The 22,316-nt window shown below is 46.8% G+C and carries 18 protein-coding genes; 10 read left to right on the top strand and 8 right to left on the bottom strand.

Annotated elements, in window-relative coordinates; all coding sequences use genetic code 11:
• Window positions 1-101 precede the first annotated feature (101 nt).
• The 6 genes from BM082_RS04525 to BM082_RS04550 form a co-directional block, all read right to left on the bottom strand.
• Window positions 102-1,007: an SMP-30/gluconolactonase/LRE family protein gene (locus tag BM082_RS04525; protein WP_074925453.1), complete on the bottom strand. Its 906-nt coding sequence runs from the start codon at window positions 1,005-1,007 to the stop codon at window positions 102-104.
• A 4-nt stretch (window positions 1,008-1,011) separates the two neighbouring features.
• Window positions 1,012-2,592 (bottom strand): aldehyde dehydrogenase (NADP(+)), encoded by a 1,581-nt coding sequence (locus BM082_RS04530; protein ID WP_074925454.1) that lies wholly within the window; start codon window positions 2,590-2,592, stop codon window positions 1,012-1,014.
• An 11-nt stretch (window positions 2,593-2,603) separates the two neighbouring features.
• Window positions 2,604-3,545, bottom strand: a complete 942-nt coding sequence (locus BM082_RS04535) for a YncE family protein (RefSeq protein WP_017013686.1) — start codon at window positions 3,543-3,545, stop codon at window positions 2,604-2,606.
• A gap of 21 nt (window positions 3,546-3,566) precedes the next feature.
• Complete coding sequence (araD1, locus tag BM082_RS04540; RefSeq protein ID WP_017013685.1) at window positions 3,567-4,577, bottom strand: AraD1 family protein; 1,011 nt, start codon at window positions 4,575-4,577, stop codon at window positions 3,567-3,569.
• Window positions 4,578-4,587: 10 nt separating this feature from the next.
• Window positions 4,588-5,646, bottom strand: coding sequence for an L-rhamnonate dehydratase (locus BM082_RS04545; RefSeq protein ID WP_277814626.1), 1,059 nt, complete (start codon window positions 5,644-5,646; stop codon window positions 4,588-4,590).
• A gap of 114 nt (window positions 5,647-5,760) precedes the next feature.
• Entirely contained in the window at window positions 5,761-6,798 is a 1,038-nt protein-coding gene (locus BM082_RS04550; RefSeq protein ID WP_017013684.1) for a 4-hydroxythreonine-4-phosphate dehydrogenase PdxA, read from the bottom strand.
• A gap of 580 nt (window positions 6,799-7,378) precedes the next feature.
• Here BM082_RS04550 and BM082_RS04555 point away from each other — a divergent pair.
• From BM082_RS04555 to BM082_RS04580, 6 genes are all read left to right on the top strand, one after another.
• Window positions 7,379-8,482 (top strand): ABC transporter ATP-binding protein, encoded by a 1,104-nt coding sequence (locus tag BM082_RS04555; RefSeq protein WP_017010335.1) that lies wholly within the window; start codon window positions 7,379-7,381, stop codon window positions 8,480-8,482.
• Between the two features lie 64 nt (window positions 8,483-8,546).
• Window positions 8,547-9,893, top strand: coding sequence for an extracellular solute-binding protein (locus tag BM082_RS04560; RefSeq protein ID WP_017013683.1), 1,347 nt, complete (start codon window positions 8,547-8,549; stop codon window positions 9,891-9,893).
• A 55-nt stretch (window positions 9,894-9,948) separates the two neighbouring features.
• Complete coding sequence (locus BM082_RS04565) at window positions 9,949-10,917, top strand: carbohydrate ABC transporter permease (protein ID WP_017010337.1); 969 nt, start codon at window positions 9,949-9,951, stop codon at window positions 10,915-10,917.
• A 15-nt stretch (window positions 10,918-10,932) separates the two neighbouring features.
• Window positions 10,933-11,760, top strand: coding sequence for a carbohydrate ABC transporter permease (locus BM082_RS04570; protein ID WP_017010338.1), 828 nt, complete (start codon window positions 10,933-10,935; stop codon window positions 11,758-11,760).
• 2 nt (window positions 11,761-11,762) lie between these two features.
• On the top strand, window positions 11,763-12,725 hold the full coding sequence (locus BM082_RS04575; protein WP_017013682.1) for a c-type cytochrome: 963 nt from the start codon (window positions 11,763-11,765) through the stop codon (window positions 12,723-12,725).
• The gene (locus BM082_RS04580; protein ID WP_017010340.1) at window positions 12,725-13,918 is read left to right on the top strand and encodes a cytochrome and DOMON domain-containing protein; all 1,194 of its coding nucleotides are present in this window, start codon (window positions 12,725-12,727) and stop codon (window positions 13,916-13,918) included. The genes BM082_RS04575 and BM082_RS04580 overlap by 1 nt, the downstream gene beginning before the upstream one ends.
• Before the next feature lie 102 nt (window positions 13,919-14,020).
• Here BM082_RS04580 and BM082_RS04585 read toward each other — a convergent pair whose 3' ends face one another.
• The gene (locus BM082_RS04585) at window positions 14,021-14,764 is read right to left on the bottom strand and encodes a FadR/GntR family transcriptional regulator (RefSeq protein WP_017010341.1); all 744 of its coding nucleotides are present in this window, start codon (window positions 14,762-14,764) and stop codon (window positions 14,021-14,023) included.
• Between the two features lie 253 nt (window positions 14,765-15,017).
• Window positions 15,018-16,379 carry a carbohydrate-binding protein gene (locus BM082_RS04590; RefSeq protein WP_074925457.1) on the bottom strand — a complete coding sequence of 454 codons (1,362 nt, stop codon included), beginning with the start codon at window positions 16,377-16,379 and terminating at the stop codon, window positions 15,018-15,020.
• Between the two features lie 487 nt (window positions 16,380-16,866).
• Between BM082_RS04590 and pheS the strand changes: the two genes are divergently transcribed.
• From pheS to BM082_RS04610, 4 genes are all read left to right on the top strand, one after another.
• Window positions 16,867-17,850: a phenylalanine--tRNA ligase subunit alpha gene (pheS, locus tag BM082_RS04595; protein WP_017008555.1), complete on the top strand. Its 984-nt coding sequence runs from the start codon at window positions 16,867-16,869 to the stop codon at window positions 17,848-17,850.
• A 19-nt stretch (window positions 17,851-17,869) separates the two neighbouring features.
• Entirely contained in the window at window positions 17,870-20,257 is a 2,388-nt protein-coding gene (gene pheT, locus BM082_RS04600) for a phenylalanine--tRNA ligase subunit beta (protein WP_017008554.1), read from the top strand.
• A gap of 413 nt (window positions 20,258-20,670) precedes the next feature.
• Window positions 20,671-20,967, top strand: a complete 297-nt coding sequence (ihfA, locus tag BM082_RS04605; RefSeq protein WP_017008553.1) for an integration host factor subunit alpha — start codon at window positions 20,671-20,673, stop codon at window positions 20,965-20,967.
• A gap of 318 nt (window positions 20,968-21,285) precedes the next feature.
• Window positions 21,286-22,296, top strand: coding sequence for a succinylglutamate desuccinylase (locus BM082_RS04610; RefSeq protein ID WP_244275924.1), 1,011 nt, complete (start codon window positions 21,286-21,288; stop codon window positions 22,294-22,296).
• Window positions 22,297-22,316: the final 20 nt, after the last annotated feature.

Below are 22,316 nucleotides of genomic sequence, written 5' to 3' on the forward strand. Positions count from 1 at the left end.
TCGCGTGAAAGGGGAGCTTCGGCTCCCCTTTTTCTTTGCTTTCTTGGTCTTCTTTGTCTGCCTGTTGTCAGCTCAACACAACAGGAGTGTTTTTACACCGTTTAAGGTGACGCAAGAAGGTGCGTATATTGTGTTCCTGTTGTATTGAGCTGAATACCATATAAAGAGGTGGTCGCAGTGATATACAAATAGGATTGATTTGGACCACCAAACGTACAATTACTGACACGTTCTGGCACGGGAATGAGCCCAAGCTTTTTACCTTTGCTATCAAAAACCGCGATACCACTGTCACAGCTGCAGAAAATATTGCCTTTCATATCTATCCGAAACCCATCTGGAATACCCGGTTCAACGACACATAGCGTTTTTCCTTCGCCCAGCGAACCATTGTTATCCACCTGAAATGCCCTGATTTCCCTGCGTCCTTTGATGGGAAACTCCACCACTGACATATCGGCGACATAGAGCGTGCGCTCGTCTGGAGAGAAAGCGAGCCCGTTAGGGCGTTGGACGTCGGTTGTCATGATGTCGAGTTCACCGGTTAAAGGGGCAAACCGATAGACGTAACATCCCACCATTTCACTTGATGATTTGAAGCCTTCTTCGTTGCTCAAAATGCCGTAGGGTGGATCAGTAAACCAAATGGTTCCGTCGCGCTTAACGACGAGGTCATTTGGACTATTGAGCCGCTTACCGTCGTAACGATCAACGAGGATCTCGTTCTCTCCGTTAGCTAATGTGCGGCTGATACCGCGCCTGCCGTGTTCGCAGCTGAGCAAGTTTCCATCGAGGTCAAGGTAGTTGCCATTACTAAAATGCGAGTTGTCTTTTAGAACAGTCAGCCCTTCTTGAGGGTGCCAACGGAGAAGTTTGCATCCTTTGACATCACTGAACACAACCGCATTTTGATCCGGTAGCCAAACGGGCCCTTCGGCCCAAATGGCACCAGTACAAAGTTGTTGCACCTCTTGGCCTTCGATCAGAAATGATGAAATATCAGCCATATCGTTACCTCTTCTCAGGCTCGCCATCGATATGACGAGGGATGGAAAGGGGGTTGTTGGGTTTAATTTCTGGAGGCAGAAGCGTATTTGGCACGTTCTGATAGCAAACGGGTCTTACAAAGCGCTCGATAGCCATGCTGCCGACGGAGGTTGTTTGGCTATTTGAGGTAGATGGGTAGGGGCCGCCATGTACCATTGCTGTTGAGACTTCTACACCGGTTGGAAAACCATTGAAAAGAATTCTTCCGACTTTCAGTTCCATTGTATCAATCAGCTGCTGTGCGAAGGTTTGATCGTCATTTTCACTATAGTGAATCGTACCGGTGAGTTGACCTTCCAGTGATCCCAAAACGTCAAGGGCCTCTTGCTCGCTGTTGCATACCACTAACATTGAGAACGAGCCAAAGACTTCTCTATGCAATGCGCGATCTTTTATAAAATCAGAGGCCTCTACTTCGACAAAGGCGGGTTCACAGGCATTATGACCTTCAGAATGCCCTTGCGTGATAAGGTTTACTTCTGGGCTGTTGATCAATGCGCTCTTGTTTTCGCAGTAAGACGAAAATATTGAGGGTGTGAGCATTGAGCCTGCACAATTGCCTTCCATGAGTTTGGACATGTGCTGTTTGAAGTGAGTCAGCGCATCACTCTTGAGCGCAATCACGAGGCCAGGGTTGGTGCAGAACTGACCCGCTCCCATCATGAGTGATGCGTAAAACTGTTCAGCAAGTGATGCTGTTTGTGCTGCTAGGGAGGCGGGCATGAATACCACTGGATTGATGCTACTCATTTCTGCATACACAGGGATAGGCTCTTCACGTTGCTGAGCAAGTGACATCAATGCGGTACCACCTGATTGTGAACCCGTAAAACCCACCGCTTTTATTTCTGGGTGTGAGACTAAGTGCTGACCAATCTCATTACCAGAACCAAACACTAATGAAAATGTGCCCGGATGAAAGTTCAATTCAGCCAATGCATCGACAATACAGCGTCCAATCAATTCAGAGACACCTGGGTGTGCGGAATGGCCTTTAACGATCACGGGACAGCCCGCGGCAAGTGCGGACGCGGTATCTCCACCAGCCACAGAAAATGCCAATGGAAAGTTACTTGACCCGAAGACAACAACGGGGCCGAGTGGAATTTTTCTTACCCCAAGAAACGGCCTTGGAAGCGGTTGGCGATCGGGGAGGGCGGTATCTATTCTGACATCTTGCCAACTACCATCTTGGATGACATCGGCGAAAAGTCGGAGTTGATTGGCTGTTCTGGCGCGTTCGCCTTCAAGTCTTGCTGCAGGTAATCCCGTTTCTTTCATGCCCCTTTCTATCAGTGTGTCACCGAGCGCCATGATGTTATCAGCGATTAGACGCAATAAGTCGGCGCGTTGAGAAGCGGAGGTTTTGCGAAAAAGCTGAAATGCTCCGGCAGCTAACACGCAGGCTTCATCGGCATCCTCGCAGGTGGCCAGCCCGAAAGACGGCTCGAGCTTTTCGTTGATCTTTGGGTCAAACCCTTGAATGCGGCCATTGGTGCCATGAACTGCGCGTCCGCCAATAAACATATTTCCCTGAACTGACATGAGTAAACTCCTTAATTCTGTGAATGTGCGGGCAGCAGGAAAGAAACATCTGGCTCTGCTAAGCAATTAAAGGTGCGTAAAATACGGGTGCTGCTGACATCCAACACCGCGACTTGGTCGTTTGTCATGGAGACATAAGCCGTTGTACCGTCCGGATGAAAACTCACGGCAATGGGATCGGCAGGTAGCTCAATCACGCCTTTTGGCATCAACGTTTGATCATAAATAGAGATAGAACCGCCTTGGTAATTGGTGACAAACAATTGCTGATTGGGTGACAGGTAGACCCGGGTAGGATCTTGGCCTGACGCCGCTGACGCTTTTACTGTCAAAGAGGACGTATCAACGGCAACAATGCTGTTGTCTAGGCGGTTCGTAACAAAGAGTGTTTTACCGTCTTGTGCCAGGCAGTTACCTTCGGGCTTTTTGCCCGGATACATTGCTACGGGGTCAACGGTGGGTTCCCAAGGCCGTATTTTGGTGACGGTATGACTAAGCAAGTTCAGACAAAATGCGGTTTCACCGTCGGCGCTTAAAGAAAAAAGGTGCGTCTTAAGTCCACCTGAAGGCAATGCACGGTCTGGCGCTGTTGCTGTTTTTGGGTTTTCGTATATCACCATGACGTTATGCGATTCACTCATGGCATAAAGTCTGTCTTGATTGTCCATAGCGAGGCCATGAATGCGAAAATATGGCCACGCACTGATGGTGCGAACATGCTCTCTTCGCTTTATGTCGATGACGAAAATATCACAACCGCCGTTGTCGCCGATGATCCCCGAATTTTCAACGCCATAGTGACCGACATAAGCGAATTCACGGTTTGAATCTACGACGAATTCATGTGGGTAGTTTGGCAGTGTGATCTGGGTGATGGCTTCCCCTTTTTCTGCATCAAAAAAGCCGAGGGTATGAGCACTTTTTTGGTTAAGAATCAGCGTATCCCTATTCATTCTTCCCTTTCCTTCGTTGTCTTAGCGCAAGGCTGCAATGTGGATTGGATGACTGGGTGTCTTTGGCGTCATGGTCAGCGTATTACGCAGTGGCTTACCAAACTCCGGCACGCAGATTTCAAATACATCACCGTCTTGTGTTTCGATGCCATCGGCAAAGCTCAAGGTTGATGTGCCAAAATAGTGAACATTCAGATCACCCGGTTGACAGAAAAGGGCATATTTAAAGTGGTGATGCTCTAGGTTCTTAATGTTATGTGACATGTTGTCTTCACCAGAGGTGAAGGGCTTTTCCCATACCACGTTTTTGTTACGGATAATTTTGCTGCTCCCTTCTAATGAAGGTGGCAAGTCGCCAATCATGAGCTCGGGGCCAAAACTGGCTTGGCGAAGCTTAGAATGAGCAAGCCACAAATAGTTGTGACGTTCGGTGACATGGTCTGAAAATTCATTGCCTATGGCAAAACCAACCCGATGCGGTGTGCCATTACTGTCATTGACATAAACACCAACCAACTCAGGCTCTTCTCCAGCATCTTGCGCAAACGCCGGTGATTCAATGGTGCCATAGGGACGGCGGATGATATTTCCCGTTCCTTTGTAGAACCATTCTGGCTGAGAGGCGATGTGTTGTGAGGTGGCTTTTCCGTCTTCAAACCCCATTTTAAACATACGCATGGAGTCGGTCAGTGTTGCTTCCTCACCGGCAATTTTTGCGTGCATGGCGTCCCGGGTATCGGCGCTGCCTAGATGCGTCAAGCCTGTGCCCGTGACAAAACAATGTGCATTGTCGGGATGGTGTATCGGCGGAAGCAACAGTCCATCATCAATCACGCTTTGGTAGCTGATCGTATGCTCGGTAAGCAAACTGTCGATCAGCGACGTCAGCGTTCTCTCTTCGTTGATGGCCATGTTAACAAGCTCATAAGTTGTTAATGGCAATGAAATCGCTTGAAGGCTTTCGTCGTCTAGTACTTTGGCTACGCGAGGGCCTGTTGGGCTCTTGTATTGAATAATGCGGTAAAATGACATGTGTGTTCCCTTACTCAATAATGTTGAAGTCATTGAGATACTTATCAGAAATTGAAATACCAAGACCGGGGGTGTTGTCGTCTAAGTTAATGCAGCCGTTCTGTGGCACTGGCTCACCTTCGAAGATGTAGTAAAAGAGTTCATTCCCCACTTCTACATCGTGCACCGGGAAGAATTCCGAAATCGGTGATGCGAGCGTCGACATGGTGAGGTGATAGTTGTGCATTTGACCTGCATGAGGAATAACGGGAACACTATAAACCTCTGCAAGCGCATTGATTTTACGCGCAGCGGTAATACCACCGACACGGTTTGTGTCGTACTGAATGACGGACACGGCACGTTTATCGAGAAGTTCTTTGAAACCGTGACTGGTAAATTCATGCTCACCACCTGAAATAGGTATGGTGGTCAGTTGGTTTAACTCGGCATATCCGTCGATATCATCAGCGATCACCGGTTCTTCTAACCACCGGGGTTCAAACTTCTCAAGTTTAGGGAGCATGCGTTTTGCGTATTCTAGGTTCCAGCCCATGTAGCACTCGAGCATAAGGTCAACGTCATCCCCAATCACTTCTCTGACGGCTTCTACGCTTTTGATGTTTTCTCTCATGCCTTGCGGTCCATCGTTAGGGCCATAACCGAATCGCATTTTTAGCATGTTGAACCCCTGATCCAGATAAGACTGCGCCTCGCGCTGCATCTCATCCAAATCTGTTCGGTAAAGCTTGGAGGCGTAGACGGGGATCGTCTCTTTGGTTCGTCCCCCCAGTAACTTGAACACGGGTTTGCCCGTTGCTTTGCCCATCAAATCCCAAATCGCGATATCTACACCAGATATTGCTGCCATACCAATGCCTTTGCGTCCCCATGCTAATGTGGAGCGATACATCAATTGCCACAGGTATTCATAGTCAAAGGGGTCATGGCCTATGATGAGCGGTGCAAGATAGATGTCGATGATCTCTTTCGCTATTCGAGGCGCAAGGGCGACGTTACCGATTCCGACCAATCCCGTGTCCGTTTCAATTTCTATAACGGCCCAATCGTGAAACCGGAACGTGCCCATTGAATCCCCTTTACTCCAAAGCAAGTCTTTCGCGTTGGAACAAAAATGCTGTGAGGGTGGGACCGTTTTTCCTTTCCATTGGAAAACTCTTGCTTTAACGGATGTGATTTTCATTTATGCCTCTGTGTTATTTGTTGCCAACGTTTCTTTGAAGGCTGATTGAGCCATGACGCAAGCAAGATTGAATGCATTCAGTGTGGCGTTAACGTTGGCTTGGTTTTTACCGGAGATATCAAACGCAGTGCCATGAGCGGGAGTTGTAATTGCAATGGGAAGGCCGCCTTGAACGGTAACGCCTTTTTCGAAACCAAGGAGCTTTATCGCGATTTGACCTTGGTCGTGATACATGGTGACCACGGCATCAAACTCACCGTCTCTGACTTTTAAAAAGAGGGTGTCCGCAGGAAAAGGGCCACTGACCGGGTAATGTTGATCCTGGAGTGTCTTGACGGCAGGTTGAATGATGTCTATTTCTTCTCTGCCACAAATACCCCCATCACCACCATGCGGATTGAGTGCTGCAATGGCTATTTTGGGACGGGCCACTCCAGACTTGATAAGGCAATCGTGGATGAGTTTGGTTGCCTCAATGATTCTGTCTTGAGATAGGTATTGCGTGACATCTTTGAATGGAACGTGTGACGAGATCCTTGAGGTCCAAATATCTCCGAGTGTGTTGAATTCACAGAAATACTCTTCCACTTCTAGCTGATCGGCAAAAAAGTGCAGTTCATCCTCAAACGGCATCCCCGCCAACTTCATGGCTTGTTTGTTAAGAGGCGCGAAACAAATGGCATCTATTTCAGACGCTTTCGCCGCATCTAGGCACATGGTCAGTACGTTGAGCACTGACGCGCCACTTTCTTTGTTCGCAATACCTACTTTGTGATCCGCTTCAGCCATCGTAGAGACAGGAAGAAAACACACGCTACCTAAGGGTGTATGTTCTGCCTCCTCAAATGCGTTAATCACTGGAAGGTCATGCATCAATCTTGTCAGTGTTTGTGCATTTTTCCACAACCACTCATCGCCGACTAAGACGCAATGGCAGTGGCGAACACGCTGTTCACTGGCGAGTAGTTTGGCCACCAGTTCAGGACCAATGCCAGATGGATCCCCCAAAGTGATTGCAACGACGGGTGCTTTTCGCATGGTGTTCTCCGTGTTCGATGAGTGTCTTTCTTTCATCATTTTTATTGAGTGATAGAGGTACGCTATGCACCCTAATGGTATATAAAGCGTACCAGTTGATTTTATTCTTAACAATGTTTTGAAAAAATGGAAGACACAAAATGATTGATCTGACGAATTAAATACACGTATTTCATGCGTTTAATTCGTTGCATCACACTATTTTTAATATGTAAAAATGACGGGTTAAGGTGTTTATACTTGGTTTATCAGATGTTTAGTGGCGGATTGGAGGGAGGTAATTCACAGAGTAAGGATTTACTTGTGTGAATCATAACTAAGATCTATTCCTAGAATTACACTGGGAAATAAGAACTAAATCTTATTTTGGACAAAAAGTGCTCAGTGGGCATTTTGGTTTTCAAGTCTTCTGGTATTGTTAATAGACCAGTTGAGGGCGAAGAGCGATACGGTGCTTTGCGAAAGGAATACACCCGTGGTCGATATTCCTTTGCTCGGTTAAGTGAGTGTCACTTCGAAAAACCTATCAACGGAATACGACGTTGGTTTAAAAAATCATGAGCACGTAAGGGAAGCGAAGATGCCTCAGATTCGAATTCAAAACCTAGTAAAACGCTATGATCATGTCGAAGTCGTCCATGGTCTTGATCTTACCTTTGATGATAATGAGTTCACCGTGCTGGTCGGCCCGTCTGGCTGTGGTAAATCAACGACCCTGCGAATGATCGCGGGGTTAGAAGACGTGACCTCGGGGGGGATATACATTGGCGATCGCGAAGTGAGTTCGTTGGAGCCACGCGATCGCGACCTTGCGATGGTTTTCCAAGACTACGCGTTATACCCCCACATGAATGTTGAGAAAAACATCTCGTTTGCTTTGCGCCTCGCCAAAGTGAATAAAGAGGACATCGCGAAAAAGGTAAAAGAAGTCTCAGAGATGCTGGGGCTAGAGCACCTTCTCCACCGTAAACCTGGCGAACTGTCGGGCGGGCAGCGTCAACGCGTTGCCATGGGCAGGGCGTTGGCGCGTGATGCATCAACGTTATTGATGGACGAGCCTTTATCGAATTTGGATGCCAAACTTCGTGCTCAGATGCGTGCTGAGCTGATCTTGATGCGAAAGAAGGTCAATAAAAACATCATCTACGTGACGCATGACCAAATTGAAGCCATGACATTGGGCGACAGAATAGTTGTCATGAATGACGGATACGTTCAACAACATGGCACGCCTGAAGAATTGTTTTGTCGACCCGTCAATAAATTCGTCGCGGGTTTTATGGGGTCGCCGTCAATGAACTTCCTTGAGGGAGAACTGATTAACACTGACGGTGAGTTCTTTGTCGAAGGGGAGGGCTTTTCGTTAAAAACCGACCCAGCATTAACGGCTTCGCTGACCAATTTGTTACAGGCATCTTCTTCTATTCACGTAGGTTTCAGACCGTCTGCTTTTTCTACTGAGTCTATTCCTGATTCAAACCCCATTTCATTGCCCGTTTTGGTCACAGAATATTGCGGCTCACAGTCGATCATTGTTTCCGAAATTAACGGACAGCGTATCTCCATTGAAATTGATTCTGAGTTTCTACCTAAACAAGGTGAGAACATTACGTTCTATCTTAAGTATACCGATATCTACCTATTTGATTCTAAGACGGAAAAAGCAGTTTACTCAAACGCATAGTAACGTGAGTCCACATGCTGAATCCATTCATCATCTACCCCAAAGCAGTTATGCGGGAGGAGCAATGTTACAGAATATCAATACGTTAAAACGATACACGGCCACTGTGATCGCCACAGTGGGTATGCTGATTTCACCTTTTGCGCTTTCTAATCCTTACAAACCCTATGAAGGTGAAGTGCTGGTGGTCAATTTCCCCGCACATCCTCACTATGATGCGGTAATGAAGGTATTACCCGATTTTGAAAAAGAGACGGGCATTGAAGTAGAAGTTGACCAACTTCAATACTTGGCAATGCGTCAAAAACAAACGCTCGAATTGACCAAGCGAAAAGGGGATTACGACTTGATCGCCTATGTGGTTTTTTCTAAGGCGGATTACGTATCGGCGGATCAAATTGAACCGCTCGCACGTTTTTTCATGAACCCTAAATTGGCAGATCCAAGCTACGATGCGGACGATCTGATTGATGGTTACGTGCAAAATGTCGGTGTCGCTGGTGGCGCGAAAGGATACTTACCTGGGCCAACGGGCGCGTTGTTTGGTATTCCTTTTGGCTCAGAGACGTCAGTGTTGGGTTACAGGAAAGACATTTTCGACAAGCACGGCATCAAAGTGCCAGAGACCTATGAAGAGCTGCTTGAAACCTCTTGCAAGATCCAAGACCTAGAGCCAGACATGGTTGGGCTTGCTTCTCGTGGTAAATCTGGCCACCAAACCTCCCATGCGTTTCTTCTTCACCTCGCCCCGTTAGGCGGCAGAGTATTTGATGAAAACTGGAAGCCGACCTTGAACAGTCCGGAGGCAATCCAAGCGGGTAATGCCTTGAAGACCATTTTGGAATGTGGTCCGGAAGGTGGCACTTCGTTTGGCTTATCCGAAGCAAAGAACGCATTCCTACAAGGAAAAGCGGCCATGTACCTCGACACAACAGTGGTTGCGGGTGAGGTCGACGACCCTCAGAAATCAAAAGTGGTGGGTAAAGTGGCATGGGCTAAACACCCAATGGGTGTGAAGCATGCTTCACAAACCGGTGGCTTTGGCATTGCGATTCCGAAAAACGCGCAAAACAAAGAAGCTGCCTTTTTGTTGATGCAATGGCTTACCTCAAAAGAGACGGATAAGAAAATTGCACTCGCAGGTGGCAATCCGTCTCGTTTCTCTACTCACCAAGATAGCGACGTCATTGCAAAATTCCCGCAAATGGAAATTTTCGGTGAAGCATTGAAAGATGCTGACCCTGATTGGCGCCCAATTATTCCTGTATGGGGACAGATAAACACCGAGTTAGGCACGAACTTGTCCAAGGCAATGACCGGCGAAATCACGGTTGAAGAAGCCCTTAACAAGACCAATAAAACAGCGGAAAAAATCATGGATAAAGCGGGTTATTACACTTATCAACAGTAAATAACGACAGGAGGCAGATATTGGTCTGCCTCCAATGCACAAATGGATGTGGAATATGCAAGACAAAGTCATGGTTTCCGCTGGTAATAGTGAAGCACCAGATAAAAAGTCATTTCGACAGGTTTTAAATAAAGCGGCTCCCTATTTTTTCATGGCGCCTGCGGCAGTTATTTTGATTTTTGCCCTTTTGTACCCAATGGCTTACATGATGACGGCGAGTTTCTTTGATTGGAGGCCAAGTCAGCCTTTTTCAGATGCCGAGTTTGTGGGGTTAAGTAACTACGTTTGGCTACTTGAAGATGAAGGTTTTTTTGAGTCTTTCTTTGTCACCTTCTCTTTCGCTTTTATCGTTGTTGGTATTGAGATGGTACTTGGAGTAGGGCTTGCGTTAATGCTGGAAAGGCCGACAAGAGGCATGTCAATTTATCGAACAATTTTCATTCTACCAATGATGATTGCGCCGATTGCTGTGGGTCTCGTCTGGCGTTACATGTACAACCCACAATTCGGTATTTTCAACAAAATTCTAAATGGATTGGGCATTGATAGCGTGCCTTGGTTGTCCGATCCATCGTGGTCACTGTTCTCGATCATTTTGGCAGACGTTTGGCAATGGACACCTTTTGTCATGATCTTGTCCTTGGCGGCACTTCAATCCCTTTCTAGTTCGGTTGTAGAAGCAGCGAAACTCGACGGCGCGTCGAACTGGGCACTTATTTGGCACATTAAAATTCCATTGATGCTGCCCGTGCTCATTGTCACCTTGCTGCTCCGGTTGATCGATGCGTTCAAGGTATTGGAAGTCATCATGATACTGACCAATGGTGGACCCGGTCTTTCAACTGAAATTCTTGCATTACGAATCTTTAAAACAGTGACAGACAGCCAAGAGCTTGGCCTAGCTGCCGCGTTATCCAATATGCTGCTTGCGCTTGTTCTGGTCATTACCGTTGCCATGTTCATGTTTAACAAGATGCGTGAAACGCGCAGTGCAAAAATCAAAGTCACTGCAGAGCAGTACTGAGGAAGGAGGATAAACATGAACAAGAAGACTTTGAATACAGCGCTTTACTACTTAGTACTCGTCTCGCTGATTGTTTTTTCATTGGGGCCAATTGTATTGATGTTCGTGACGTCTTTTAAGTTGAAAGTCGATATCATGAGCGATTCGACGGCATGGTTTTTCATGCCAACGCTTCAAAACTATGCGTCCATGCTGGATGACCGCTCTTTGGTCAACAACATTGGTAACTCTCTCTATGTCGCGATTGTATCAACGGCTATCACTCTGTTTGCCGGTTGTATGGCAGCCTATGCCATTGTGCGTTATCGATTTTTTGGGCGAGATGTGGCATCGATGACAACGTTGATCATGAGAATGGTGCCGCCTGCCGTCTTGCTCGTTCCAGTCTTTGGTATTTGGACCTTTGACTATGAGATTGATGGCACGCTAAACGGCATTGTGCTTATTTACAGCGCCATGAACCTTCCTTTTGTTATTTGGATCTTACAGAGCTTTATTCAGCAAATTCCTATCCAGCTGGAGGAAGCGGCCAGAATGGATGGGGCGAATCCTTTTCAAGTGTTTTATCACATCATTCTGCCTGTTATACAGCCAGGCCTTGCTGCGGCATCCATATTCACGTTCCGTATTGCGTGGAATGAGTTCCTGATTGCAAATGCCATTTCTGATCGAAGTACGAGAACCACACCCGTGTATATCGTGAATTCATTGACGGAATATAACATCGATTGGGGGGCCATCATGGCCATGGGTGTTCTGCTCGCCATACCACCGATCATATTTACGTTTGTTGCATCGAAACAAATTATTTCAGGGATGACCGCGGGTGCTGTGAAGGGGTAGAGATGACGTGGTTGTTAAAAAGGTTAGCGATAAAGCCATTATGTCGTTGGCAAAAAAGGCTGCTCGTGTCTCTCGTCATTGCGTTCTTGGTGAGCTTATCTGTGGGGGCCGTCTTTATTTTCGCACCGCATTGGATATGGCCGAAAACAGGCGATCACCTGAACATGCTCTCGGCTGATATTGAGAACGGAGAGTATGTTTTCCATTTGTCGGGATGTGCGGCTTGCCATTCAACGGCGGCGAAGAAAGACGCGCCGCTGGCTGGTGGCAAACGTATCAGAACACCGTTTGGCATCATTACGTCGACGAACATTACACCGGATGATGAATTTGGTATCGGCGGTTGGAGCCGAGCGGAATTTGCAGATGCTGTTAGACAGGGAATATCCCCGCAAGGAGTGCATTATTATCCTGCTTTCCCTTACACATCTTATATAAAGATGAGTGATCAAGACGTTGTTGATATTCAATCCTACATTGACCAGCGTATTGCACCTATATCGGAGCCTAATAAAAGCAAGGTCTTGCCGTTTCCGCTAAATATTCGCGCAGGTATCGGTACATGGAAATTGCTTTATAACCAACCTGCTTATGTGTCTGATGTTTCAACTTATACCGAGATTGAGCAACGCGGTGCCTATTTGGTGGAGGCGTTAGGGCATTGCGGAGAATGCCACACACCACGAGATACGCTGGGTGGACTTTTGCGCGATCAATGGATGGCAGGTGTGCCTCAAGGGGCGTTTAATCCCGCTCCCAGCTTACTGAATACCCGTGACGCGATGGGGGATTGGACGGACGAAGAGTGGCTCGTGTTTCTTCAAACTGGGAAGCTCCCCAACGGAGAATACACAGGGGGTGAAATGAGCCATGTGATAAAGGAAATCACCTCGCATCTTGTACGGAGCGATGCCGAGGCGATGGTTGCTTATTTTCGAACACTCAATGGTGAGGAGAATCGCTAATGCCTGCAGTTTGGTTATTACTTTTACTCTTAGCTATTCCTCATAGCGTAAGTGCCGATGAGTATTGCAAAGATTATCAGCACCAACAGACGTTGATAGACAGTGATCTTAGGCTTTGCTGGTCTTTGAGCAATAACGACACGTTGCGCGTGAAAGCCATTCACCCCTCAAAGGTATGGATTGGCTTAGGCTTTGGTAAGTTGATGAGCAATGCGGATGCGATTATTGGTTACGCGCACACTAAAGAGGTGAAAGACAGCCATTTAACGGGGAGGCTATTGTCATCAGTTCAAACAGACGCAGAACAAAACATTCATCACGCGCAAATTGACGTAGATGAAAACATGACGGTGTTGGTGTTTGAACGTGCATTAAAAACGTCAGATGAGTCCGATTTTACCATCGATCCGAATGCTGATATCGACATCATTTGGGCGATAGGGGATGGCGACAGATTTAGCTTTCATGGTGAATATGGTGCACAGAAACTCAATTTTTCTGCAGGCACACAATACACACGTGATATTCCATTTCCGCTTCTTGTTCACGCGGCTTTGATGGTACTGGCGTGGGCTGTGATGTCACCAGCCATTATTACGATTACACGCTATTTTAAAGTCACACCAGGCCAAGCATTTCCCAAGAAGCTAGATAACAAATTTTGGTGGATAACGCATTGGCTTGGTCACAGTGTGGTCATCGCTACGTCTCTTATCGCTTTTGTGCTTAGCCTCATGAGTTTGAATGGGTTAGATACATCAACCATTCATGCGAAAATTGGGCTGGTAGCCATTTGTCTTTCCTTGATACAAGCCTTTTATGGTTGGGCGAGAGGCACAAAAGGTGGGCCTGTTGACGATGATGGGAACCCCGTCCCGAGCAATAAAGTGTTTGGTGACCATTACAACATGACCATCTACAGGCGCGTGTTCGAATGGTTACATAAATCGTTGGGGTACCTCTTATTGGCGGCCAGTCATGTGGCGATTTATAGCGGATTTTTCTTGTTTGAGCTTGGTGCGTGGGCATATGTCGCGATGCTTGTCTCTGAACTGGTTATGTTCGCCTTCTACCTGTTCTTCAGCCTTCAGCATCGCTGGGTTGATACCTACCATGCTATTTGGGGGTTTAGTCGACGACACCCGGGTAACAAGTACAGTAAAAGCCCGTATAAGGATGTCGACCATAAATAGTGCTGCACCCAAACAACCCTGAAGAGGCCTGATTCAGCCAGCATCTTCAGATCGTTTGTGTACTCAGATCATTTGTGTACTCAGGTCGTTCGGGTATAAGGGTTAACCGAAACCATTTCTATTTTTCATGGCAATTAATGTCGTGTCATAAACGCTATTGAGATGGTTAATCATCATTTCTTCTGCCCTGTCAGGATCTCTATTTTCAAGCGCGCGAAAGATCATCATGTGTTCGTGATAGCTTTTTTCGATGCTGCCTTCCACGGACAGAACAACTCGTCTGAACTGCAGTCCATATGAGTAGAGCTCTTGAACATAATTGTTCAGGATCTCATTAGGGACGCACTCTGCGATAATTCGATGAAATTGTTTATCTGAGAGTTGGAAATGTACTGGCTGGTCGAAGAGCTTTTCTTGCTGCTCTAGAAGAACGCGAAGTGCTTTTATTCCGCTTGCATCGATGTTCAGTGTCGCTTTTCTAACGACGGCGCGCTCAATGATTTTTCGTGTTTCAAAGACGGTATCAATATTGTAATTATTGACTTCTAAATCAGAAAGGCTGGGGAGGAGACTCTGGCATGTTTGAAGTAACTCAGGGCTTCGATTGATCGTTGTCTTTGCGCCGTGGGAGATATTAAGCAGACCAAATTCAGAAATGACCCCCAATGAACCTCGAACCGTTTCTCTACTAACGCTAAACGTATTGGCGAGTTCTCTTTCACTGGGTAACACATCGCCATCTCTCAGCAGCCCTGTAAAGATCATCTCTAATATTTTTTCTGCGAGTACTTCTTTTTTTGTTTTGTTTTTCAGTACGTTTTCATCACCAAATAATGGTATCGGCATAGGGAGGTATCCTCTATCAATGGTAGCCCTAGCGTAAGGTTGGAATTATATCCTTTCAGTGGTATCTAAACCATACCAGATCAGTGCGACGGATGAAATGAGACGACTGTTTTCTCGTTAATGCATGTCGTTTGGACTTAGAAGAAAGACATAAAAGAACAGGCATAAGAGAAATGTGATTGATGTGATTGTTGATGAAAATGACAAAAAGAAGGGGGTAGCCCCCCTTGAATTACGTTGATGCTCTATCTTTTTAACTACTTGGGGAACACGCGTCTATCAGTGACCACGGCGAGTTATCATAAAGCCCTGGCATTTGTTGTGTCGTCCACCAGCTCGCTTTGTATTTTTTACCATTATACGTGACGGTGTCACCTGTTTGGTATGTCTCGTATACATCCCACTCTTCACTTGGGCATACTACCAATGCCTCTGGTGCTTTCATCCAATCAATCAATTGCTTATGGTTTACGAATCGAACCGACGATTTCGATAATGCATAATCAGTAAAGCGTTCCAATACCCGCCGCCTGTTCTCAACCGTTGTTTCAGGCATGCCGAAGTGTTCTTGACCATTCACATACCCATAAAATCCAGAATGTAGCCCCAAAACCAAGGGCGCTTTGTTCCCACTGAGTCTTAGGTCGAGGTTGTATTTATAGATCGCAACAACGTCATCTTCATTTAAACCTGCAGCGCCCCAAGCGGGTTCCGAATACAAATTCCAATCAAAGTTATCCCCTTTACCTGAAACCGCATCAAACCAAGGAACACGTGACGCGATCTTATCTCGTAGTGAGTAGGCTAAACCGTATTTCTCTAACTCAGCATCAGGCGGCACGATCAGTGTATGCAGCGGCACTTCCCACAACGATGGTTGCTCAGAAACAGGGGGCTTCCACCCACCGTTAACGGCGAGATCATGTTCCTTACTGCCATCATGAAGCGTATGCGGCCAGTAATTATTTGTGCCGTCATGTTCTGGTGTGATGCCCGCAGGAAAGCTAACGTCATAAGTGATCTTATTGGCTGCAATGGCTGATAAGGTATTTTCGTTATAGGTTAAAAACGGCGCTCTAAAACCGCTTACTGACTCAAGGCCTATTCCACCTTTTTCTTCTGAGGCAAGCAGCAGGGCGTTACAACGCGTGATTTCCTCCTGCCATGCTTCTGCTGTCATCCAATTGTCGAGGGGATTCCAGTTCACTTTATCATCAGGGTGCGTCTCAGTGTGATTGCCGAGATCGTGTCCTGCTGTTTTCGCGTTTCGCCACAACTGCAGCACGTGTTCATCGGTTCTTGCAGGGTTGCAGTGCATGAAAAAACTCGCGCTAAGCGGTGCGTTGGCGAAAGCGTCTGCACCTTGCGGGTTTTTACGGCTGTTTAAAAACGCCAAGGTCCATGTCATGCCATCGACGTCGAGGTTGTCATCGAAACCTAAGCTGATAAACATCGGTGTGATGTCTACGGGAAGTGGGGAATGTTGTGAGGCGTCCAATGCAATCGTTTCTGAAAAACTCGGTGATGCTACGAATAACATAGAAGACGACAAAATGGCGGTAATACCTACTGACTGTGCGAAGCGGCTTCTTTTTAACCGCATTTTCTTATTCATTTTTATTGCCTTATAGATAAGCATGTAAATAGGTGCTCGAACTGCGCACCAAGATCAAATTAGGTCTGAGAGGCGAATAAAGGGGAGTCTTTCCGCGTTTGGTGGCGACTTTTTAGAGGCAATAAGAAGTTTCATGAACTTGTTACACGTTTGGGTGAAAAGTCTTTGTCCTGGATCTCTCAACCCACTCTGTGTGTTCGCGTTACTTCGCCTTTTCGTTGGATTAAAGGACAGTAAAAATGCTAATTCTTCACTTCTTGTCTTCCCAACGTTAAAAATTGAAGACGAATTAGCCATGACGCTGACTTTAACGCACTTTCAGTTTGGCTTTGTCACGCGGTTTATTTACTATGTAGCGTTACGTGTATACCAATTCTCAGAGCAAAATTTAGTCGCTTGCCGAAAAGGCTTCGAATCCGAATTTTGTTACGAGAATTGGTATTTTACTCACCGTAGGACACTGCCCGAACGGGTAGATGAGGAAACGATGCAACAACTAGAAGACATTCTGTCCAACGCAACGGCAGCCATTGAAGCGGCTGACTCTGTTGTGGCTCTGGATGAGGTACGCGTAAAGTACCTGGGTAAGAAGGGCGAGCTGACTTTGCAACTTCAGGCGCTAGGTAAATTACCCCCTGAAGAACGCCGCGAAGCGGGTGCCAGCATCAACAAAGCGAAGCAAGCGGTTCAAGCTGCGATTTCAGAGCGTAAGAATGCGCTTGAAAGTGCTGAGCTAGAAGCGAAGCTGGCTGCTGAAACTATCGATGTAACCTTGCCAGGTCGTCGTATTGAGAACGGCGGTATTCACCCAGTAACGCGCACCATTGAGCGTATTGAAAGCTTCTTTGGTGAGTTGGGTTTCGATGTTAAAACCGGTCCAGAAATCGAAGATGCATTCCATAACTTCGATGCACTGAATATCGCAGAAGATCACCCGGCTCGTACTGACCACGATACGTTCTTCTTCAACCCAGACTTGATGCTACGCACGCATACTTCTGGTGTTCAGATCCGTACCATGGAAGAAAACCAGCCGCCATTGCGTTTCATCGCACCTGGCCGTGTTTACCGTAACGATTACGACCAAACTCACACCCCAATGTTCCACCAAGTGGAAGGTATGCTGGTTGATGAGAACGTAAACTTTGCACAGCTGAAAGGCATCCTTCACGACTTCCTATGTAACTTCTTTGAAGAAGACTTGGAAGTGCGTTTCCGTCCTTCTTACTTCCCATTCACAGAACCTTCTGCGGAAGTGGATGTACGTCGTAAAGACGGTAAGTGGTTGGAAATTTTGGGTTGCGGTATGGTTCACCCGAACGTGCTTCGCGCCGTGAACATCGACCCAGAGAAATACTCAGGTTTTGCCTTCGGTATGGGTGTAGAGCGTCTGACCATGCTGCGTTATGGCGTGAATGACCTGCGTGCGTTCTTCGAGAACGATTTGCGTTTCCTGAAACAATTCAAGTAAGCATTGGGGTAATTGATAAATGAAATTCAGTGAATCCTGGCTTCGCGAGTGGGTTAAACCTGCTGTAAATAGCGAAGAACTGGCACACCAAATCACCATGGCTGGTCTAGAAGTAGACGACGTAGAAGCTGTTGCTGGTGAATTTACCGGCGTTGTTGTTGGTGAAGTTGTTGAGTGTGGTCAACACCCTGATGCTGACAAACTGCGTGTAACCAAAGTGAACGTAGGCGGCGAAGAGCTGCTAGACATCGTTTGTGGTGCATCTAACTGTCGCCTTGGTTTGAAAGTTGCAGTAGCAACGGTAGGTGCTGTGCTGCCTGGCGATTTCAAAATCAAGAAAGCGAAACTTCGCGGTCAACCTTCACACGGCATGCTTTGCTCATTCACTGAGCTAGGTATTGATGTTGAGTCTGACGGCATCATGGAATTGCCTGCAGATGCGGTTATCGGTACTGATTTCCGTGAGTTCCTTGCACTGAACGACGTCACCATTGATGTAGACCTCACAGCGAACCGTGCTGACTGTCTGAGCATCAAAGGCCTGGCTCGTGAAGTCGGCGTGTTGAACCGCGCAGAAGTGACTGACCCAGCATTCGAAAAAGTTGCGCCGTCAATTGACGACAAAATTGCTGTTGCTATCGAAGCACCACAAGCGTGTCCGCGCTACTTAGGCCGCGTTGTTCGCAACGTAAACGTGAAAGCAGCAACGCCACTTTGGATGCAAGAGAAATTGCGTCGTAGCGGTGTGCGTTCTATCGACCCAATCGTTGATATCACAAACTACGTGATGCTAGAACAAGGCCAACCAATGCACGCATTTGATCTTTCTAAGATCGAAGGCGGTATCGTTGCGCGTATGGCGAAGCAAGGCGAGAAACTGGTTCTTCTGGACGGTAACGAAGCTGAGCTTAACGACAACACCCTTGTTATCGCTGACCACAATAAAGCACTGGCGATTGCCGGTATCTTTGGTGGCGAATTCTCCGGTGTGAATGACGAAACGACTGACGTATTGCTTGAAGCAGCATTCTTTGCGCCAGATGCAATCCGTGGTCGCGCACGTAGCTACGGCCTGCACACAGACTCATCTCACCGTTTTGAGCGTGGCGTAGATTCAAATCTTCAGTTCCATGCGATGGAACGTGCGACACAGCTACTGATTGAAATCTGTGGCGGTGAAGCAGGAGAGATCGTGGGTCAAGAGTCTGAAGAGAATCTGCCGAAAGCGAAAACCATTTCTCTGCGTCGCACCAAGCTTGATAACTTGCTGGGTCACAGCATTTCAAACGACGACGTTGTAGAAATCCTGACTCGCCTAGGTTGTGACGTTGAAACCACAGACGCAGGTTGGACAGCGAAAGCACCTTCATGGCGTTTTGATATGGCCATTGAAGAAGATTTGGTTGAAGAAGTTGGCCGTATCTTCGGTTACGACAACATTCCAAACCAAGCGCCAGCAGCACACCTAACAATGAACCTACACAAAGAAGCGAACCAGCCTCTGAAACGTGTGCGTGATTTGTTGGTTGACCGTGGTTACCATGAAGCCATCACCTACAGCTTTGTAGAGCCTTCGCAACAAGCGTTGATCGTTCCAAACGTTGAGCCATTGATTCTGCCACACCCAATATCTGCGGACATGTCAGCCATGCGCCTGAGCCTGTGGACGGGTCTACTCAACACTGTTGCTTACAACCAAAAACGTCAGCAACCACGTGTGCGTTTGTTTGAAGCGGGTCTTCGCTTTATTCCTGAAGCGTCTGCTGAAAACGGCATGCGTCAAGAAATGATGCTTGCAGGCGTGATTGCAGGCCCTCGCTCTGAAGAGCATTGGGACATCGCGACGAATGGCGTTGACTTCTTCGACATGAAGGGCGATTTGGAAGCGGTTCTAGAGCTTACTGCTAATGAGCTGGCATACAGCTTTAAAGCCGCTAAGCACCCAGCACTGCACCCTGGCCAAAGCGCAGCTATTGAAGTTGATGGCAAGATCGTTGGTCACATCGGTACTGTTCACCCTGAACTAGAGCGTAAGTTTGGTCTTAATGGCCGTACTGTCGTATTCGAAATCGAGTGGGCTGCGATCAACCAACGTGTTACCCCTGAAGCGGTTGTCATTTCGAAGTTCCCTGCGAACCGCCGTGATATCGCTGTGATTGTGGGCGACGACGTTGAATCTGAAGCTGTGGTTCGCGCGTGTTTGGATACCGACAATGCGCTGATTAAAGCTTCTAAGCTTTTTGACCTTTATAAAGGTAAGGGTGTTGAAGACGGTAAGAAGAGTTTAGCCATTGCGCTAACACTTCAATCTGACGAACGCACACTTGAAGAAAGCGATATTTCTGAGTCAGTTGCGGCGGTAGTTGCACACCTTGGCGAAAAATTTGGCGCGAATCTTCGCGACTAATATGCAAAATATCAATAAAAAAGCAGCCTAATGGCTGCTTTTTTTATGTCTAAAAGTTCTAACACCTATCACTCTGATAAATCAATGTTTTATCAGCTATGCAACAAATGACCTTACGCAAACGATAAAAGTCTAGTAAAAACAGATGATAATGAGAGATACGCAAAAACTGTGTATCACTTTTTATGCATGTCTCAAGAATGAAAAACTCATAAACAGAGCACTGTTCTAAATAATGATATGGAAAAAAGTTGGCGCAAATCAGCCAGTTGGCATACACTGTTGATAAGTTGCTGCAGAGGAACTGACTGCTCGAATGAACAGGAAATGAATATTTCGATGCAGTGAAAAAATATCGTGGTGTAGATACGACGTATCACATTTGTGTTTAACATTTCTTGAGGGAATGACCTATGGCGCTCACCAAGGCCGATTTGGCTGAGAACCTGTTTGAAAACGTCGGAATGAGCAAGCGGGACGCCAAGGAGACTGTTGAAGCCTTTTTTGAAGAAGTTAGAAAAGCGCTTGAAGCTGGCGAACAAGTAAAACTGTCGGGATTCGGTAACTTTGATCTTCGAGACAAGAATGAACGTCCTGGCCGCAACCCAAAAACGGGTGAAGATATCCCAATTACTGCTCGACGTGTGGTGACGTTCCGTCCGGGACAGAAACTGAAAGCACGCGTTGAAGATGCCAAGCTGGAAAAATAACAGTCCAGTGTGACGTTGGAAGAAACCGTAGCCTAATCGCTGCGGTTTTTTATTGCCTGTGACATACCTCATTTTCCTCAAATACAGAGTGTAACCCCTTTCTTCCGTTTCAATTTCAAACGCCTACCTCCCAATTCAATCGTCAATTTCAGTGAAATCATTGTTGTCACATTGTTAGATTTGTATATTGTCTAAAAGATACGATCAACCACCGCAATAAATACGAGAAGGTGGGTATATATTAGGGACAATACAATGATTAATAGTTATCTCTCCGGCGGTTTTCTACAACATGCGCTATATCCTCCTGGGAATTTTATGCCTCAAGTATTTACCCTAGAAAATGGGGTAGAGGTGAAGCATCATGATGTTGGTGTTGTTGAAATCTCACCGCCGACCGCTACCAAAGACATTGTTATCTCTTCGGGTATTCATGGTGACGAAACTGCGCCAATTGAATTGGTTGATGATTTAGTGAAAGAGATTGTAGAAGGGCGTTTTGTGCCGACTGAGCGCACGCTATTTATCATTGCACACCCCAAAGCAATTCATGCATACACGCGATTTATCGAAGAAAACCTGAATCGACTTTTTGCTGGTGAGAACGATCACCGAAACGAAGAGTGCGTACTGGCAAATAGGTTACAGTGTCACGTTAAAGAATTCTTTTCGCTCTCGGTAGACGGTGAAACGGAACATTCCAGAGAACGGTGGCACTTTGATTTGCACAGTGCCATTCGGGATTCTAAACATTACATGTTTGCTGTTATCCCAGCGTCAAGCCACGCCACGGACATCCGCCCGATGTCGTCGTTCTTACAGTTCTCAGCAATGGATGCCATGCTGCTAAGCCGAACACCGTCTTCAACCTTTAGTTGGTGGACAGGGGAAACGTTTGGTGCATTGGCAGCAACGTTCGAGATGGGGCGTGTCGCGCCATTGTACAAAAATGACATGACAGAGTTTGAGCCGTTAAAAGCGGGTATCAAAGCATTGCTCAGCAACCAGACGCTCGATGAATCAGCAAGTAATCAAACGTTTGATATTTACAAAGTCAGTCGAACCATCACCAAAACTGACGATGCTTTTACACTGGCGTTTAGCAACGAGGCGGCTAACTTTACCTTTTTTAAGGAAGGCGAGACATTAGCGGAAGAAAATGGAAAGGAATATGTGTCTGAAGCAGGCGGAGAAGCCGTTGTGTTTCCCAATGCCAAGGTTGCTGTTGGGCAACGTGCATGCTTGCTTGTAAAGCCCTTTACTCCAGACCTATCACTGCCTCTTTACGTGAATGTAGAGCGCGATCCCGGGCCGATTGCGGCGAGTTAGCGCTTTTCATTTATGACTCT

It is taken from the genome of Enterovibrio norvegicus DSM 15893, from assembly GCF_900115495.1.
Lineage (GTDB): Bacteria > Pseudomonadota > Gammaproteobacteria > Enterobacterales > Vibrionaceae > Enterovibrio > Enterovibrio norvegicus.

Excerpts from the sequence above, each read along its gene's own strand:
- araD1 (WP_017013685.1), bottom strand. The coding sequence starts at position 4,577 with ATGTCATTTTACCGCATTATTCAATACAAGAGCCCAACAGGCCCTCGC.
- BM082_RS04550 (WP_017013684.1), bottom strand. The coding sequence starts at position 6,798 with ATGCGAAAAGCACCCGTCGTTGCAATCACTTTGGGGGATCCATCTGGC.
- BM082_RS04565 (WP_017010337.1), top strand. The coding sequence starts at position 9,949 with ATGCAAGACAAAGTCATGGTTTCCGCTGGTAATAGTGAAGCACCAGAT.
- BM082_RS04535 (WP_017013686.1), bottom strand. The coding sequence starts at position 3,545 with ATGAATAGGGATACGCTGATTCTTAACCAAAAAAGTGCTCATACCCTC.
- BM082_RS04570 (WP_017010338.1), top strand. The coding sequence starts at position 10,933 with ATGAACAAGAAGACTTTGAATACAGCGCTTTACTACTTAGTACTCGTC.
- pheS (WP_017008555.1), top strand. The coding sequence starts at position 16,867 with ATGCAACAACTAGAAGACATTCTGTCCAACGCAACGGCAGCCATTGAA.
- BM082_RS04545 (WP_277814626.1), bottom strand. The coding sequence starts at position 5,646 with ATGGGCACGTTCCGGTTTCACGATTGGGCCGTTATAGAAATTGAAACG.
- BM082_RS04610 (WP_244275924.1), top strand. The coding sequence starts at position 21,286 with ATGCCTCAAGTATTTACCCTAGAAAATGGGGTAGAGGTGAAGCATCAT.
- ihfA (WP_017008553.1), top strand. The coding sequence starts at position 20,671 with ATGGCGCTCACCAAGGCCGATTTGGCTGAGAACCTGTTTGAAAACGTC.
- BM082_RS04585 (WP_017010341.1), bottom strand. The coding sequence starts at position 14,764 with ATGCCGATACCATTATTTGGTGATGAAAACGTACTGAAAAACAAAACA.
- BM082_RS04575 (WP_017013682.1), top strand. The coding sequence starts at position 11,763 with ATGACGTGGTTGTTAAAAAGGTTAGCGATAAAGCCATTATGTCGTTGG.
- BM082_RS04560 (WP_017013683.1), top strand. The coding sequence starts at position 8,547 with ATGTTACAGAATATCAATACGTTAAAACGATACACGGCCACTGTGATC.
- pheT (WP_017008554.1), top strand. The coding sequence starts at position 17,870 with ATGAAATTCAGTGAATCCTGGCTTCGCGAGTGGGTTAAACCTGCTGTA.
- BM082_RS04555 (WP_017010335.1), top strand. The coding sequence starts at position 7,379 with ATGCCTCAGATTCGAATTCAAAACCTAGTAAAACGCTATGATCATGTC.
- BM082_RS04580 (WP_017010340.1), top strand. The coding sequence starts at position 12,725 with ATGCCTGCAGTTTGGTTATTACTTTTACTCTTAGCTATTCCTCATAGC.
- BM082_RS04525 (WP_074925453.1), bottom strand. The coding sequence starts at position 1,007 with ATGGCTGATATTTCATCATTTCTGATCGAAGGCCAAGAGGTGCAACAA.
- BM082_RS04530 (WP_074925454.1), bottom strand. The coding sequence starts at position 2,592 with ATGTCAGTTCAGGGAAATATGTTTATTGGCGGACGCGCAGTTCATGGC.
- BM082_RS04590 (WP_074925457.1), bottom strand. The coding sequence starts at position 16,379 with ATGAATAAGAAAATGCGGTTAAAAAGAAGCCGCTTCGCACAGTCAGTA.